This is a genomic window from Ruegeria sp. BG6, from assembly GCF_056538465.1.
The window spans coordinates 182,944-198,275 of record NZ_JBQFTB010000006.1 but is presented as its reverse complement, the minus strand read 5'-3'; the positions used below and the strand labels follow the sequence as shown (position 1 = coordinate 198,275).

Below are 15,332 nucleotides of genomic sequence, written 5' to 3'. Positions count from 1 at the left end.
GGCGTTGGTTCAGTTGGAATGCGAGCCGTGGCCGCCCTGGTCCTGACGCTCGAGATCGACCGGGACCTCGACCGTGACTTCACCGGCCTGCTCGAAGATCAGGGTGACAGGAACGGTTGCACCCTGCTCGAACGGCTGCTTCAGACCCATGAACATCACGTGATCGCCGCCGCGTTTCAGCATGTGGACCTCGCCCGCGGGGATGGCAAAGCCTTCCTCGACATGCATCATCTTGGCGACGCCGTTTTCGTCTACCTTGTGGGTATGAAGCTCGACCCGTGCCGCCACATCCGACGTCACACCGACCAGACGGTCATCCTGACCGCTGTCATTCCGGATCATCATGAAAGCTGCGCCGGCCTTGGCCGATTTGCCCGAGGATCTGGCATAGGCATCTTCGACCAGGATCAGATCCTGAGCAAATGCGGTAGTGGCCATGGCTGCGGTGGCGATGGTGGCGAACAGGGTGGATTTGAAGGACATTGTGCCTCTCCTTTGATTGGATCTGAAAACTGGTTTGGAATCAGATCAGAAAAGGAGGCGCGCGGGCCGGTTTGCGCGGCAGCGTCCGGGCGACGAGGTTTTCGGCCAACGGCAATGGGGCCGGTTGCGAAAGACGCGGAGCAGCAGGCAACTCGGGTTGCTCCGCCGCCAACGCCCCCAGAAGGCTCAGGGCGTAGTCAGGGCAGTAATGCGGGGCTTTGGTGGGCTGGCCGTCTTCGTCCATGTAGACGACAACGGGGCCGGTTCCGGTGCACAGCACCATCTGACCAACGGCGCGGTCCATCCCCCGCGATACAGCCACCCCCTGCCCGGTCAGAATGACGAGCAGGGAAATGGCCAGAGCCAGATTTTGCTTGAATACGGATCTCATCTTATCCGCGATATACGCCCGCTTTCGCGCGCGTCACAAGGGCATTCGCCTGCGTCCTTTTCTCCGCGTCAGGTATCCACGCCGTTACGACGGACCTGGCTTTTGGTCAGGCTGGTGTGAAGATGGTTCACCCGTCTCTGCATCCGCGTGCAGGCCGCAAAGGTTCTGGCACAAACGGTAGCCAACAGAGAGAAAAAGTAAAACGATTTTAACGACATATCCACAATCTCCACCGGAATTGCGAGTCAGACAATAGACCTGCCACCGATGGACGTCTGTGAACAATTTCACGAAAGAGAATAAAACTATTTCTCTTTGAGGAACAGTTTGCAATCAGGCCAAGAAAAAGGCCCCGCACCGGGCGGGTGCAGGGCCAAAACTCTTGCTGTGAAAAAGATCAGGCCGAGGCTTGTGCCTTGGCGATTTCCTTTTTCACTTTCAGCGCGTTTGCCGACAGCTCATCGTCTTTGGCTTTGGCCAGGAACGCGTCCAGACCACCGCGGTGGTCAACCGAACGCAGAGCGGCAGCCGAAATGCGCAGCTTGACGCCACGGCCCAGTGTTTCGGACTGCAGAGTAACGTCGTTCAGGTTCGGCAGAAAGCGACGCTTGGTTTTGTTATTGGCGTGGCTGACATTGTTGCCAGTCATCGGGCCTTTTCCGGTCAGTTCGCAACGGCGCGACATGGTTTCTTCCTTTGTTTCTGGAGGCCGGGCTACTGCCTGCGGCCAAATCACAAGGGGCGCAACCCGAAGTCGCGCCCGAAAACTGGTTGGATGCGTGTAGTGGGAATCGGCGGAAGGGTCAAGACGGATGCTGCGAATTCTTTCCGACACCTTCGGAGGTAATCCGCGATGTCAGATCGGGCTATCCGTTTCGGGCAATAATCGCAATCCTTGCTGCCCGGATCACGAGTTCAGAAGCAGGGGCTTGTTGTTGCGCAAGTGGCGCGCGACCAGCCGTGCCTGTTGCGGTCCGCGCGGAATGAAACGGGCGGGATCCGACTCATGTGTCACGTCCGCCAGTTCCGGGAAAATGGCGAAAATCTCCTCGCGCGCCGCATCGCTAAGGGTCTTGAGCGCTTCGGGTCCGGTGAAAAGGCTTTCGGTGGGGGCGTCTTCGGCAAAGATGATCTCGTGCCGGTCGAAGAGCAGGTGAAAATACTCTACCTCAGCCAGCGTGTCATCGACATGGATACCCGGCAGTTGCGTCAGCTTGATCGCGGGGATCAGCACCTCGGGCGCGCCGAACATGCGCATGGCGATTTTCGACCGCACTACCATGCGGTGCTGCCGGGAGACCAACAGATCCTGCTGCGGCAACCCGCCGCCCAGGGCTCCGGCATGGATCCGGACGGGCCGGAGTTTGGGGTTGGCGGCAAGAACCTTTGCGCCCATGCGGCGGCGACCGATCCAGCGAATGGGCTGCAGCCCGTGGCCGCCGGTGGGAAGTCTGTCGCCCGTGCGCAGGTTCTGGATGGGCACGGGTCCGTGTTCGGTCTGAATTTCCGTGTCGCGGGTAAAGCAGGGAACACCGGCTCCGTTTTCGAAGGTGGAGTAGGTCACGGTGCTGCCCGATGGCAGGGTGAACGTGCCACTGGACAACGAATAACCTGTCCCGGCCACAACCGTGATGGTGCCAAATGTGTTGTCGGTGATGACCGTGCCCGCAGGCAGGTTCAGCGTATCGGTTCCACCGCCACCGCGTATATCGCCGGACACATTGGTGCTTTGGAAATCGAGCGTATCATTGCCGCCACCCAGGCGGATGTTGGAAACGTCCGATCCCCGGACGGTGACCGTGTCGCCTGCGCTGCCGGCCGCCAGCGTGCCGCCGATGGTGCTGCCCGTGATGGTGATGTCATCGCTTCCGGCATTGCCGCGCACATCGCCCAAGACCGTGCTGTTCGAGACGTTGATGACGTCATTGCCCTGCCGCCCACGGATATTGTCGATCGGCGACCCCTGCGGCGTACCGTTCAGGGTGCCGTTGTTGTTGGTGACATCGATGTTGTCGGCACCGTTGGTGCCATTGATATTGGGCATGATCGACAGTTCCCGTTGATCTGTTCAGTCTGGCTCCTGCCCTGCGGCGTCAACATGTGCCGCCTTGAGGGACGAGCGCCAGAGCGCCCGGATCCCGTTAAGTATTCATATATAATACAACATCAGATGGAATCGCACCACCTTTGCCGGAATTCCGGCCCGGACCTACTGCCCGGATAGGGTGCCGAGCATACGATCCGCCGCTGCGGTGGGGCTGATATCGCCCGAACCGACCTCGGCGCTCAGCCGCTCCATCTCGGCGCGGATTTCGGGTGCGTCGAGCTGCGCCAGAAGGGCATGGCGCACCTCCTGTTCGAACCAGAAGCGGGCCTGCGCAGCCCGGTTCGCGTGCCAATGACCGTTGTCGCGGCGCCATTGGGTGAGGGATTGCATCTCGTCCCAGGCCTGTTCCAGCCCATGTTCCTCGACCGCCGAGACGGTCATCGCCTTCGGAAAACCTTCGGGGTCCTGCGGACGTTTTCGCAGCAGGCGCAGCGCACCGGCATAATCGGCGCAGGTGCGGGTGGCGGTGGCCTTCAGGTCGCCGTCTGCCTTGTTGACCAGAATCATGTCGGCCATTTCCATGATGCCGCGCTTGACGCCCTGCAATTCGTCGCCGCCCGCGGGCGCAAGCAGCAACAGGAACAGATCGGACATTTCCGACACCACGGTTTCGGACTGGCCGACGCCCACGGTTTCGATCAGCACCACGTCAAAGCCGGCCGCTTCGCACAGGGCAATCGCCTCGCGCGTGCGGCGGGCAACACCCCCCAGGTGGCTTTGGCTGGGGGACGGGCGGATAAAGGCGTTTCTCTCGCGGCTCAGCCGTTCCATCCGGGTCTTGTCGCCCAGAATCGAGCCGCCCGAGCGGGCCGAACTGGGGTCGACCGCCAGAACCGCGACGCGCAGCCCCTGCCCCGTCAGCATCATGCCAAAGCTCTCGATGAAGGTGGATTTGCCGACACCCGGCGTCCCCGAAAGGCCGATGCGCAGCGATTGCCGATCCGCTGTTGCCAGATGGGACAGCAATTCGGCGGCCTGCACCCGGTGATCGGCGCGGCGGCTTTCTACGAGCGTGATGGCGCGTGCCAGCGCGCGGCGGTCGCCCTGCATAATTCTGCCCCCAAGCTCGGGTGTGTTCATGGATGGGTCCCTCGTCGAAATTTTCCCTAGATGACGGAGTGGGGCCGGGTTTGTCCAGTGTCTGCTGCAAGGTTTCGGCGCACGCGTTCTGGACCTTGGCGGTGCCATTGGGGATAAGGCGGCATGACCCGACTGCCGATAGATGATGCCCTGCCCGATCTGATCTCAGCGCTGAAGGCGCGGGGCCGTGCCGTTTTGCAGGCCCCGCCCGGCGCAGGCAAAACCACCCGGGTGCCTCTGGCGATGCTCGAGGCCGGCCTGTGCAAAGGCCGGATAGTCATGCTTGAACCCCGGCGGCTGGCGGCCAGAGCTGCGGCCGAGCGCATGGCCGAAACCCTAGGAGAGCGCGCAGGCCAGACCGTGGGCTATCGTGTGCGCGGCGATGCCAAAGTCTCGAAAACGACCCGGATCGAGGTTGTGACCGAAGGTATTCTGACCCGGATGCTGCAGTCCGAACCCGACCTGCCGGGTATTGGCGCGGTGATTTTCGATGAATTTCACGAACGGTCCTTGAATGCCGATCTGGGTCTGGCCCTGTGTCTTGAGGTCACGGGTGCGTTGCGGGACGACCTGATCTTGCTGGCGATGTCGGCGACACTGGATGCAGAACCGGTGGGGCAACTGGTGGATGCCCCCCTGGTAACGTCAGAAGGGCGCAGCTACCCGGTTGAAACACGCTGGCTGGACCGACCTTTGAGCGCGCAGGCACGACGGCTGGATGCGCTGGTCGATCTGGTCGTGCGGGCCGAGCGTGACAGCCGCGCGGCAGGCGGCGGGATGCTGGTGTTTCTGCCGGGCGAGGGTGAAATCCGGCGTGCCGAGTCGGCCTTGTCGGGGCGGTTGCCCGGCGACTGCGTGGTACGGCCCTTGTTCGGGGCTATGCCCTTTGCCGCCCAGCGCGCCGCAATTGCGCCAGTTGATCAGGGGCGCAAGGTGGTGCTGGCAACCTCGATTGCCGAAACCTCTCTGACCATCCCCGACATACGGGTGGTGGTCGACATGGGACAGGCGCGACGGGCGCGGTTCGATGCCGGATCGGGCATGTCCCGGCTGGTGACCGAACGGGTCACGCGTGCCGAGGCCATTCAGCGCGCGGGCCGAGCCGGTCGTGTCGCCGAAGGCCTGTGCTATCGGCTGTGGTCGAAAGGCGAGGATGGGGCCATGGCCGCCTACCCACCCGCCGAAATCGAGGCGGCAGATCTGACCGGGCTGGCGCTGGAGCTTGCATTGTGGGGGGCCGAATCGGGCGATCTGGCATTTCTGACGCCACCGCCCGAGGGGGCCATGTCCGAAGCGCGGGCACTGTTGGCGATGCTGGGTGCGCTGGATGCCCGTGGGCGGATCACTGATCACGGGCGGGCGCTTGCGGCGCTGCCCCTGCACCCTCGGTTGGGGCACATGCTGGTGCGCGCGGGTGCTGACGCCGCACCGCTGGCGGCGTTGATGGCCGAACGGGATCCGTTGAAGGGCGCGCCAACCGATCTGTCCTTTAGGCTTGAAGCGTTACGAGATCCACGCACGTTCCAACGCAATCGGGTCTGGCCGGTGAACATAGGTGTTGTGGAGCGCATCAAGGGCGAAACCAGGCGGTTGCGGGCGCAATCCGGCGGGACCGGTGATTTGTCCCCTGCGGCCATGGCGGCGCTGGCCTATCCCGACCGCATCGGTCAGCGGCGCAGGGGGGACATGCCGCGTTATGTCCTTTCAGGCGGCAAGGGTATTGTGCTGGACGATGGCGACACGCTGGCCGCCGCACCCTATCTGGTGGTGATCGACACGGACGGAAACCCGCGTGAGGCCCGCGTGCGAATGGCGGTGCAGATCACCGAGAGGGACATCCGCGACCTGTTCACCGATCAGATCGGATGGGTCGACAGTTGCGACTGGTCCAGGCGCGAACGCAGGGTCGTGGCCCGCCAGCAGGAAAGGTTCGGGGCGATCACTCTGGACGACAGGATCTGGAAGGACGTGCCCGAAGAGCGAGTGGCACGCGCCATGCTGGACGGTGTACGCGATCTGGGGTTGCGCCTGGACGGGGCCGCCGCCCGCCTTGCGGCGCGGGTGGAACTGGTCCGGGCCGGAGGGGTGAACTTGCCGGACTTCTCGGTCGAAGGTCTGATGGCGGATCTGGAAAGCTGGTTGCTGCCGATGTTGGCGGGCGTGCGCAATGCCGAGGATTGGAAACGCTTCGATCTGTTGCCTGCCCTGCGGGCGCGACTGGACTGGACGCAGACGCAGGAGCTGGACCGCCGCGCACCAGGATCGTTCGAGACACCGCTGGGTCGGAAAATTCCGATCGACTATGGCGGGGCGGTGCCCGAAATCTCGGTCCGGTTGCAGGAAATGTTCGGAGTGACGCGCCACCCGGTCATCGGGGATGAACCGTTGAAGATCACCCTGCTGTCGCCGGCACAGCGTCCGATCCAGATCACGCGCGATTTGCCGGGTTTCTGGGCGGGGTCCTATGCGGATGTGCGCAAGGATATGCGGGCGCAATATCCCAAACACCCCTGGCCGGAAGATCCGACTCAGGCCGACCCGACCCTTCGCGCCAACAGGCGCCACAAGTGAAGACAGCTCCCCGCGCGGGATTTTCAGTGAATTTTCGTGACCGCCACCGGGTGTTGGTGAGCACGTGGTAGAGTCGGAGCGGCAACATTTTCCGGAAATGAAAGCTCGTTGAAAACACTCCGTTAGGTTCCTAAATGATATCTGCCTAATGTAGGTTATGGAAACTGACGCGAACACATGAAAAACAAGCTACAAAAGCTCTGGAACGAGGTCGGCAAACCTCTGTTTCAGCGCCCGGAACGGGTGCAGTTTGCCGCGCTTTGCACACGCAGAACCGAAACCGGTGAGGATGTTCTGCTGATCACCAGCCGCGAAACCAAAAGGTGGGTCATTCCCAAGGGCTGGCCGATTGACGGCCTCGACGGGGCCGAGACCGCTTTGCAGGAAGCGTGGGAAGAGGCCGGCGTGCGGGCCACATCTTTCGACAAAACGCCGATCGGGCATTTCACCTATGACAAGATCCTGAAGGACGGCACATCCCAGGCGGTCCGGACAAATGTCTACCGCATACCGGTGACGGAACTGTCGGATCAATACCCCGAGGCGCATGAGCGTCAGCGGTGCTGGGTGTCGCCCAAAGTGGCCGCGGAACGTGTGAACGAGCCGGAATTGCGCGATTTGCTGCTGCATTTGTAACAGTAAAACGTAAAATTGATGACATGTCGGTTGCCCAACCTGCCGAAAACCGTTAGCGGCCTGCATCCAAATCCCTAACGGCCCAAACAGATGTCAGAATCGCAGACCAAATCCCGCTGGCGCGCACTGGACAGCGACCTTCACCGTATTTCACGGCTCGAGCATGCGAATGCGCATGTGGCGCGGCCGTTGCTGGCCCCGGGGATCGCGCTGGCCTTCATCGCGCTGGCCGGTTTGTCCGCAGCGGTACTGTTCGGTCAGGCCGATGGCAGTCTGATAGTGGTCGCGGCCGCAGGGTTCGGGGCCTATATGGCGATCAATATCGGCGCCAATGACGTGGCCAACAATATGGGCCCTGCGGTAGGTGCCAACGCTCTGACCATGGGCGGTGCGATCCTGATCGCCGCCGTTGCCGAAAGCGCCGGAGCTTTGCTGGCTGGCGGCGATGTGGTTTCGACCATCTCGAAAGGCATCATCGATCCGATGTCGGTGCAAAACAACAACGTCTTCATATGGGCGATGATGGCAGCGCTGATTTCATCGGCCATGTGGGTCAACCTGGCCACCTGGATCGGCGCGCCGGTATCCACGACTCATTCGGTGGTCGGCGGCGTCATGGGCGCCGGAATTGCGGCCGCCGGGCTGAGCGCGGTGAGCTGGGGCACCATGGGGGCCATTGCCGCCAGTTGGGTCATTTCGCCGGTGCTGGGCGGCGCAATCGCCGCCTGTTTCCTGGCGCTGATCAAGGCCAAGATCCAGTATCAGGACGACAAGATTGCCGCTGCCCGCTTTTGGGTTCCGATCCTCGTCGCGGTCATGGCCGGGGCATTTGCCACCTATCTGTCCGTTAAGGGCCTGAAGCGGATCGTGAAGATCGATCTGGAATACGCCCTGCTGATCGGCCTGGCCGCAGCCCTGCTGGTCTGGGCGGTTACCGTGCCTTGGGTGCGTCGCAAGTCCGAAGGTCTTGAAAACCGCACCCGATCGCTGAAAACCCTTTTCGGGTTGCCTTTGGTCATTTCGGCCACGTTTCTGAGTTTTGCCCACGGTGCCAATGACGTCGCCAACGCGGTTGGCCCGCTTGCGGCGATTGTGCACGCGGCAGAGTTCGGAGATTTCTCGGCCAAGGTGTCCATTCCCACTTGGGTGATGGTCATTGGGGCCTTCGGCATCTCGTTTGGCCTGTTCCTGTTCGGCCCCAAGCTGATCCGCATGGTCGGAAGCCAGATCACCAAACTGAACCCGATGCGCGCATTCTGCGTGGCCCTGTCGGCAGCCATTACGGTAATCTTCGCCAGTTGGCTGGGCCTGCCCGTCAGCTCGACCCACATCGCTGTGGGCGCGGTTTTCGGGGTTGGCTTCTACCGCGAGTGGCACTCGGACCGCCGACGGAAAGTTACCAACCGCCGGCGCTCGTCCGAGTTGCAGCTGGCACCTGAAGAGTACCAACGCCGCAAGCTGGTACGCCGGTCGCATTTCATGACCATTGTGGCGGCATGGGTCATTACAGTGCCTGCGGCAGCGGCAATGTCTGCGGTGATATTCTGGGTGCTGACGGCGTTTTCCTGAGCTGTCTCAAGCCCGGACCCGGTCCGGTGTCAAAGGCTCGGCAGGGGCTCTTTCGATCAGGGCCTGTACCTTTGTGCACAGTGGCGCCGAAGTGCCAGCTTCATTGGCGATGCGAACGATCTCGCCCTGCAAACTGTCGATTTCCGTCGGCCGGCCTGCCGCCAGGTCATAGGCCATGGATGTGCGTGCGCTGGGGTCAATGGTCAGCATCCGGGATGCAATCCGGGTAAAAAGCGGTGTTGGCAGACGCAAAACATATGGCGTCATCCACGCCGGAAGCGGCGTGGTCGACGCGACGGGATGACCGGCGGCTTTCAGCACGCGCAGTGCTTCACCCATCTGATCGGCCATCAAACGCCGCCACGCCCGGTTCATGAGCTGTTCGCGCAGGGTCAGGCCGGACAGGGCATTCAGGGCGTTGTTGAGGTTGATGACCAGTTTGCCCCATTGCACCGCCTGAATATCGTCACTTTCAGACACCGGCAAATCCGCGCTGCCCAGCGTCTGGCCCAATGCGCCTGATCCGCTTTCGATTATGATATCGCCGGAGGTTGCCCGGTGAAAACAGGCGGGTTCTGTCGGCACAACGTTGAATGGCACCATTCCGGCGCGCACATCGTGCCCCGGCAAGGCTGCGCGCAGGATGCGTGCGTTTTCCATACCATTTTGCCACGACACAATCGGTGCGCTTGTCGGTGTGAAGCGGGCTATATCCGCCGCCAGATCCGCCGTGGCGCCCGTTTTGACCGACACAATCACGATCCCGGCCCGGGACAGGCAGGCCGGGTCTTCGCTCAGGGTCAATCTGTCCGGCGCGATGTGACGATGCAGGCCCGAGAAATCGGTTACCGTCAGGCCCTGCCCCCGGATCGGGTCCAGAATTCGGGCGCGACCCAGCAAGGTGACCTGATGCCCCGCATCGGCCAGTAACGCGCCGCAATAGCACCCGATGCTGCCGGCTCCGGCAATGACGATGTTCATGACGGCCCTCCTGCCGTTGGCGGGTCAGAAGGTTTGGTAGCACGAGCCGACGGGAAACGGCCAGTGTTTGCCTCTGGCGTGCAGTGCAAAATTAACCCTGTGTTAGCCAGGAGATCCTAGCGTGAGGCATCTGCTGATCAGGAGGTCTGCCATGGACGATTCGAACCCTTTCGAAGCCACACGCTCTTTGCCCACCGCCACGCGCCCGCTTTTGGGGCAAACCATTCTGGTTGTCGAGGACAGCCGTTATGCCTGCGATGCGATCCGGCTGATGTGTCTGCACAGCGGCGCGCGGATCCGGCGGGCGGACTGTCTGACATCTGCGCGGCGTCATCTGAAGATCTATCGCCCATCGGTCATTCTGGTTGATATGGGGTTGCCCGACGGGCCCGGGGCGGACCTGATTGCCGAGCTTAACGAGGCCTCTCCCCGGATCGGTGTCATTCTGGGCCTGTCCGGCGACGACTGTGCCGAGCAACTTGCAATGCAGGCCGGTGCAGACGGTTTTCTGAACAAGCCCCTGAACTCTCTGGCCTGTTTTCAGCGCACTATTCTGGAGTTGCTGCCCGAAGATCGCCGCCCCGGCGGACTGCATGCCATCCAGGATGAGGTCATACGCCCCGATCCGATGGCCTATCAGGACGACATGGCCCATATCGCCGACGTTCTGGCCGGGCCAAACGACCACCGGACGCTGGACTACGCCGCGCAATTCCTGACCGGCGTGGCCCGCGATGCGGAAGACACGGTGCTGGCAGACGCCGCGCAAAAGCTGGCCGCGTCCCGGGCTGCAGGTGCGCCTGTCACCGCGCGGGCGGCGCAGGTGGCCGGTATCGTTCAGTCCCGCTTACAACAGCGGGAGGCGATCTGACATGGTCACGGCGTATTTCATCACGGCCACGCTGCTGTTTCTATGGGCCTACCGGCAGACGCGCACGGCGGCGCGAAGTATTCGAAACAACCGGCAGCATCTGGAAAACCCGCTTGACTGATCCGCTGGCTGAGCGGCTGATCGTCGTCCGGTCAGACCCCTGCGTGAGTGGTGAGGCCAGGATGCCGAGGGGAAAGGCAATTCACGCCTTGCGCCAAATGAGGTGGGTTCGTGTGGATTAAGGGATTGCATCACCGGTCAGCGCGCATCGATGCGCGGGGCCTATGGCGCGATCCCGGAAACGGCCCGTCAGGGCAACCGCCCGCGCAAGGCGGGCGTTACCGGATCACTCCTGCGGAATGAGGCGCAAGCCCAGTTCCATAAGCTGATCCGAGGTCGGATCGGACGGGGCGTCCATCATCAGATCCTCGGCGCGTTGGTTCATCGGGAACATCATGACCTCGCGGATGTTCGCCTCATCCGCCAGCAGCATAACGATCCGGTCGATACCGGCAGCGCAGCCGCCGTGCGGCGGCGCGCCATAGTGGAAGGCGTTGAACAGGGCGCCGAAGCGGGACTTGACTTCGTCCTCGCCATACCCAGCCAGTTCAAAGGCCTTCAGCATGATTTCGGGTTTGTGGTTCCGGATTGCGCCCGAAACAAGTTCGTACCCGTTGCAGGCCAGATCATACTGATAGCCGCGCACGTCCAGCGGGTTGCCGTTCAGCGCCTCCATCCCACCTTGCGGCATCGAGAACGGGTTGTGCTCAAAATCGATCGCACCGGTTTCCTCGTCCTGCTCGTAGATCGGGAAATCGACAATCCAGGCAAAGGCAAAACGGTCCTTCTCGGTCAGATTCAGTTCTTCGCCGATCACGTCGCGCGCTTTGCCCGCAACCTTTTCAAAGGCTTTCGGCTTGCCGCCCAGGAAGAAAGCCGCATCGCCGACACCCAGACCCAACTGCTGACGGATCGCCTCGGTCCGCTCGGGGCCAATGTTCTTGGCCAGCGGGCCAGCGGCCTCCATGCCTTCGCCCTGATCGCGCCAGAAGATGTAGCCCATACCGGGCAGACCTTCTTTCTGGGCAAAGGCGTTCATACGGTCACAGAACTTTCGGCTGCCACCAGTCGGCGCAGGGATGGCGCGGATTTCGGTGCCTTCCTGCTCGAGCAGCTTCGCGAATATCGCAAAGCCAGACCCACGGAAGTGGTCGGAGACCACTTGCATTTTGATAGGATTGCGCAGGTCGGGCTTGTCGGTGCCGTACCACAGGGCCGAGTCCTTGTAGGAAATCTGCGGCCAGTCCTGATCGACCTTGCGAGCACCGCCGAATTCTTCGAACACGCCGGTCAGAACGGGTTGGATGGTATCGAACACGTCCTGCTGCTCGACAAACGACATCTCGAGGTCGAGCTGGTAGAAATCGGTGGGCGAGCGGTCGGCGCGCGGGTCTTCGTCGCGAAAGCACGGCGCGATCTGGAAATACTTGTCAAAACCCGACACCATGATCAGCTGCTTGAACTGCTGCGGGGCCTGCGGCAGGGCGTAGAACTTGCCCGGATGCAGGCGCGAAGGCACCAGGAAGTCGCGCGCGCCTTCGGGTGACGAGGCGGTGATGATCGGCGTTTGATACTCGCGGAAGCCCTGATCCCACATACGTTTGCGCATCGAGGCGACAACGTCCGAGCGCAGGGTCATGTTCTGCTGCATCGCCTCGCGGCGCAGGTCCAGATAGCGATAGCGCAGGCGGGTTTCCTCGGGGTATTCCTGATCGCCAAAGACCATCAGCGGCAGTTCTTCGGCGGCGCCCAGCACTTCGAGTTCGCGGACATATACCTCGATCTCGCCGGTCGGCAATTTCGGGTTCACCAGTTCGGCATCACGCGCCTTGACAGTGCCGTCGATGCGGATGCACCACTCGGACCGCACCTTTTCCAGGGCAGCAAAGGCGGCGCTGTCGCCGTCGCACAGCACCTGGGTTACGCCGAAATGGTCGCGCAGATCGATGAACAGCACGCCGCCGTGATCTCGGACCCGATGCACCCAGCCGGACAGGCGGACGGTTTCACCGACATTGGCGGCGGTCAGAGCGGCGCAGGTGTGGCTGCGGTAGGCGTGCATGGATCATATCCCTTCGGGCGCAGAATTCGTCGCGCCGATACACCCCGTCGGGCTTGGAAAGTCAAGGCGGGTCGCGTCGTCAAAACGGCCTTTGCACGTTGCCCGAGTAGAAATAGACGCCCAGCCCGGCCGCGAAGATGATATTGCCCGCAATCGCGTGCAGCAGCACCGCGTAGAAAAACGATCCGCGCTTGCGGTAGGCCCAGGTGAACAGCAGCCCGCCGCCGAAGGTCATGAGGGCGACAATCCAGCTCCAATACATCAGATGCGCCAGTGAAAACAGCACGGCATTGAGAAGATAGGCCGCGCGGCCGTCCGGCAGGATCCCGTGATAGCGGCGAAAGAACAGAGGCCGGAAAAGCAGCTCCTGCGGCAGGGCCGAGGCCAGCGGATACCCGAGCCAGATGATGGCCAGAAACTCGGGCCGGTGCAGCAGCAGGTAGAACGCAGCGTCCTGCCGTGTCCACAACACCAGGATCGAGCAGAACAGGGCCATGGCGAAGATGAACACCAACAGTTCGGCCCAGGACCAGTTGCGCCAGTTCCAGCGTAGTTCGGCCCATGAAAAGCCGGGCGTGTTGTGCAACAGAACGATCCCGATTGCCGTGAAGATGAACAGCATCGGAAACATCCAGTTCGGCGGGAAAAGGACCGCAATCAGGACCGGGGCCACAACGAAGAACAATCCGAACTCCAGCCAGAGCCGGACGCGGGTTGTCGGCGGAAGGGCCCATTCGCCAAACGCGCTCAATGCTGCACCAGTTCAGCCGGGATAAGGCCGCGAAGGGAATTGCCGACCCAGAGGTTCCGGGCGTTGCGCAGATCGGCCAGGGTAAGGACCGCCTGAGTGGTTTTTCCTGTTTCCAGAAGCTGCTGCCGCAGAATGCCCGGCAGAAGACCGCAGGTCAGTGCCGGTGTCAGGTGCTGGCCCCGCGAGGTTTCGATGAACAGGTTCGTTATGGTGCCCTCGCACAGCTCGTCCAGTTCGTTCAGGAAAATCAGCTCATCCGTTCCAGCAGGCAACGAGGCCCGGGCGGTGTCATAGGTTTCGCGTTGCGTGGTCTTGTGCCGCAACCAGATATCCGACGAAGATAGCCGTGTTTCGGCCACGGCAATCCGCCAGACTGCGGGGTTGTCGGCCAACACCCCGGTGGTCACCTCGAAACGGCCCGACACGTCCATCGTCAGACGACACCGCAGCGGGGTATCGCCCGTTATGGTCTGCAGCGCCGATTGTGCGTCGTCCGGGGAAAACGGCAGGTGCAGGGCGTTTGCGGTGCGCTGCATCCGGTTCAGATGAAGATCCAGCCGGATCATCCCCTGTCCCGGCCGGTAGGCCAGTGTTTCAATCAGGCGGAAGTCAGTCTCGGCTGGCGGGCAAAGCGGGCTTTCCATAGCGCTTCCTCATATTCGGACGGGGCGGTGCTGTCCCAGACGACACCGCCGCCGACATTCAGCGTGGCCGCGCCGTTTTCCACCATCAGGGTCCGGATCGCCACGTTGAATTCCGACCGTCCGTCCGGCGCTGCCCAGCCGATTGTGCCGCAATAAATGTCGCGCGGCCAGAGTTCGAGGTCGGACAATATCTCCATCGCGCGGATTTTGGGCGCGCCGGTGATCGAGCCACAGGGAAAAAGTGCCGTGAGGATATCGGACAATTCCGCGCCCATATGAAGTTGCGCCTGCACCAGCGAGACCATCTGATGCACAGTGGCGTAGGTTTCGACCTTGAACAGTTCGGGCACCCGGACCGATCCGGGCAAGGCGACGCGGCTGATATCGTTGCGCAGCAGATCAACGATCATCAGGTTCTCGGCGCGGTTCTTGTCGTCGGTCGACAGGAATGCGCGGCGGCGGGCGTCTTCCGCCATGTCCTCGCTGCGCGGCTGGGTGCCTTTCATCGGGCGGGTTTCGATCCCGCGGTCGGCGTCGGTGCGGAAAAACAGCTCGGGCGAGCGGCTGAGCAGATCGGGCAGATCGTCTTGCTCGATCAACGCGCCGTGGCCGACAGGCTGGCCTGCAGCAAGGGCCGCGTATAGCGCGGCGCTGTCGCCTTCGACCGTCAGATGGATCGGAAAGGTCAGATTGGCCTGATAAATGTCCCCGGCCCCGATCGCGTCATGAACCTGTCGAAAGGCGCGGGTATACCGGGCCTCATCCCAGCGTGGCTGAAAACCGGTCACCCCGCCGGCGGCGGGGGGAAGATCACGTTGTGTGGGCGCGGCATAAACGCCAAAACACAGAAGCGGCAGGCGGCGATCTTCCGGCAGACGGTCGTTCAGGCGCGGCTCTAAAACATAGCCAAGCTCGTAACTGGCGTAGCCTGCCAGCCATGCACCGTCAGTGCGCGCCGAATCCAGCGCCGCCATCGCCTGGGGCACGTCCTCCGCCTTGTCCGCGCGGATCACTCTGGCTGGCCGGTCGAAACTGGTTCCGGGTCCGGCTGGCCCCTGATCGAAACGAATTCGCACGTGCATCCTCAATTTACCGTGCTGCGCGGTATAGAGAATACGGCGGTAAG

At 62.2% G+C, this 15,332-nt stretch carries 14 protein-coding genes; 4 read left to right on the top strand and 10 right to left on the bottom strand.

The window, feature by feature from the left end:
* Window positions 1-9: 9 nt before the first annotated feature.
* The 5 genes from ACR0JW_RS13095 to meaB all read right to left on the bottom strand — a co-directional run bounded on the left by ACR0JW_RS13095 (window position 10) and on the right by meaB (window position 4,061).
* Entirely contained in the window at window positions 10-483 is a 474-nt protein-coding gene (locus tag ACR0JW_RS13095; RefSeq protein WP_170680863.1) for a copper chaperone PCu(A)C, read from the bottom strand.
* Between the two features lie 40 nt (window positions 484-523).
* Entirely contained in the window at window positions 524-874 is a 351-nt protein-coding gene (locus ACR0JW_RS13090) for a hypothetical protein (RefSeq protein WP_480714026.1), read from the bottom strand.
* A gap of 397 nt (window positions 875-1,271) precedes the next feature.
* Entirely contained in the window at window positions 1,272-1,559 is a 288-nt protein-coding gene (gene rpmB / locus ACR0JW_RS13085) for a 50S ribosomal protein L28 (RefSeq protein WP_170614716.1), read from the bottom strand.
* A gap of 222 nt (window positions 1,560-1,781) precedes the next feature.
* Window positions 1,782-2,918 carry a Hint domain-containing protein gene (locus ACR0JW_RS13080; protein ID WP_170680865.1) on the bottom strand — a complete coding sequence of 379 codons (1,137 nt, stop codon included), beginning with the start codon at window positions 2,916-2,918 and terminating at the stop codon, window positions 1,782-1,784.
* Between the two features lie 165 nt (window positions 2,919-3,083).
* Entirely contained in the window at window positions 3,084-4,061 is a 978-nt protein-coding gene (gene meaB, locus ACR0JW_RS13075) for a methylmalonyl Co-A mutase-associated GTPase MeaB (RefSeq protein ID WP_170680867.1), read from the bottom strand.
* Between the two features lie 123 nt (window positions 4,062-4,184).
* On the opposite strand from meaB, the gene hrpB reads away from it, so the two are divergent.
* From hrpB to ACR0JW_RS13060, 3 genes are all read left to right on the top strand, one after another.
* A complete protein-coding gene (gene hrpB, locus ACR0JW_RS13070) occupies window positions 4,185-6,632 on the top strand; it encodes an ATP-dependent helicase HrpB (protein ID WP_170680869.1) in 2,448 nt (815 codons plus the stop codon).
* 177 nt (window positions 6,633-6,809) lie between these two features.
* Entirely contained in the window at window positions 6,810-7,268 is a 459-nt protein-coding gene (locus ACR0JW_RS13065) for an NUDIX hydrolase (protein WP_170614720.1), read from the top strand.
* A 90-nt stretch (window positions 7,269-7,358) separates the two neighbouring features.
* Window positions 7,359-8,837 (top strand): inorganic phosphate transporter, encoded by a 1,479-nt coding sequence (locus ACR0JW_RS13060; protein ID WP_170614721.1) that lies wholly within the window; start codon window positions 7,359-7,361, stop codon window positions 8,835-8,837.
* 6 nt (window positions 8,838-8,843) lie between these two features.
* On the opposite strand, the gene ACR0JW_RS13055 is transcribed toward ACR0JW_RS13060, so the two are convergent.
* Window positions 8,844-9,818, bottom strand: a complete 975-nt coding sequence (locus ACR0JW_RS13055) for a 2-dehydropantoate 2-reductase (RefSeq protein WP_170680873.1) — start codon at window positions 9,816-9,818, stop codon at window positions 8,844-8,846.
* A gap of 151 nt (window positions 9,819-9,969) precedes the next feature.
* On the opposite strand from ACR0JW_RS13055, the gene ACR0JW_RS13050 reads away from it, so the two are divergent.
* Window positions 9,970-10,689 carry a response regulator gene (locus tag ACR0JW_RS13050; protein ID WP_170680875.1) on the top strand — a complete coding sequence of 240 codons (720 nt, stop codon included), beginning with the start codon at window positions 9,970-9,972 and terminating at the stop codon, window positions 10,687-10,689.
* Window positions 10,690-11,035: 346 nt separating this feature from the next.
* Here ACR0JW_RS13050 and aspS read toward each other — a convergent pair whose 3' ends face one another.
* The 4 genes from aspS to ACR0JW_RS13030 all read right to left on the bottom strand — a co-directional run bounded on the left by aspS (window position 11,036) and on the right by ACR0JW_RS13030 (window position 15,288).
* Complete coding sequence (aspS, locus tag ACR0JW_RS13045) at window positions 11,036-12,811, bottom strand: aspartate--tRNA ligase (protein WP_170680877.1); 1,776 nt, start codon at window positions 12,809-12,811, stop codon at window positions 11,036-11,038.
* A 79-nt stretch (window positions 12,812-12,890) separates the two neighbouring features.
* Complete coding sequence (locus tag ACR0JW_RS13040; protein WP_480714025.1) at window positions 12,891-13,562, bottom strand: CPBP family intramembrane glutamic endopeptidase; 672 nt, start codon at window positions 13,560-13,562, stop codon at window positions 12,891-12,893.
* Window positions 13,559-14,206 carry an aminotransferase class IV family protein gene (locus ACR0JW_RS13035; protein ID WP_170680879.1) on the bottom strand — a complete coding sequence of 216 codons (648 nt, stop codon included), beginning with the start codon at window positions 14,204-14,206 and terminating at the stop codon, window positions 13,559-13,561. The genes ACR0JW_RS13040 and ACR0JW_RS13035 overlap by 4 nt, the downstream gene beginning before the upstream one ends.
* Window positions 14,161-15,288, bottom strand: coding sequence for an aminodeoxychorismate synthase component I (locus tag ACR0JW_RS13030; protein ID WP_170680881.1), 1,128 nt, complete (start codon window positions 15,286-15,288; stop codon window positions 14,161-14,163). Before ACR0JW_RS13030 ends, ACR0JW_RS13035 begins: the two co-directional genes overlap by 46 nt.
* Between the last annotated feature and the right edge of the window lie 44 nt (window positions 15,289-15,332).

Bases quoted from the DNA above. Each gene is read 5' to 3' on its own strand.
- meaB (WP_170680867.1), bottom strand. From the start codon at position 4,061: ATGAACACACCCGAGCTTGGGGGCAGAATTATGCAGGGCGACCGCCGC.
- ACR0JW_RS13080 (WP_170680865.1), bottom strand. From the start codon at position 2,918: ATGCCCAATATCAATGGCACCAACGGTGCCGACAACATCGATGTCACC.
- aspS (WP_170680877.1), bottom strand. From the start codon at position 12,811: ATGCACGCCTACCGCAGCCACACCTGCGCCGCTCTGACCGCCGCCAAT.
- hrpB (WP_170680869.1), top strand. From the start codon at position 4,185: ATGACCCGACTGCCGATAGATGATGCCCTGCCCGATCTGATCTCAGCG.
- ACR0JW_RS13065 (WP_170614720.1), top strand. From the start codon at position 6,810: ATGAAAAACAAGCTACAAAAGCTCTGGAACGAGGTCGGCAAACCTCTG.
- ACR0JW_RS13030 (WP_170680881.1), bottom strand. From the start codon at position 15,288: ATGCACGTGCGAATTCGTTTCGATCAGGGGCCAGCCGGACCCGGAACC.
- ACR0JW_RS13060 (WP_170614721.1), top strand. From the start codon at position 7,359: ATGTCAGAATCGCAGACCAAATCCCGCTGGCGCGCACTGGACAGCGAC.
- ACR0JW_RS13050 (WP_170680875.1), top strand. From the start codon at position 9,970: ATGGACGATTCGAACCCTTTCGAAGCCACACGCTCTTTGCCCACCGCC.
- rpmB (WP_170614716.1), bottom strand. From the start codon at position 1,559: ATGTCGCGCCGTTGCGAACTGACCGGAAAAGGCCCGATGACTGGCAAC.
- ACR0JW_RS13090 (WP_480714026.1), bottom strand. From the start codon at position 874: ATGAGATCCGTATTCAAGCAAAATCTGGCTCTGGCCATTTCCCTGCTC.
- ACR0JW_RS13095 (WP_170680863.1), bottom strand. From the start codon at position 483: ATGTCCTTCAAATCCACCCTGTTCGCCACCATCGCCACCGCAGCCATG.
- ACR0JW_RS13055 (WP_170680873.1), bottom strand. From the start codon at position 9,818: ATGAACATCGTCATTGCCGGAGCCGGCAGCATCGGGTGCTATTGCGGC.
- ACR0JW_RS13035 (WP_170680879.1), bottom strand. From the start codon at position 14,206: ATGGAAAGCCCGCTTTGCCCGCCAGCCGAGACTGACTTCCGCCTGATT.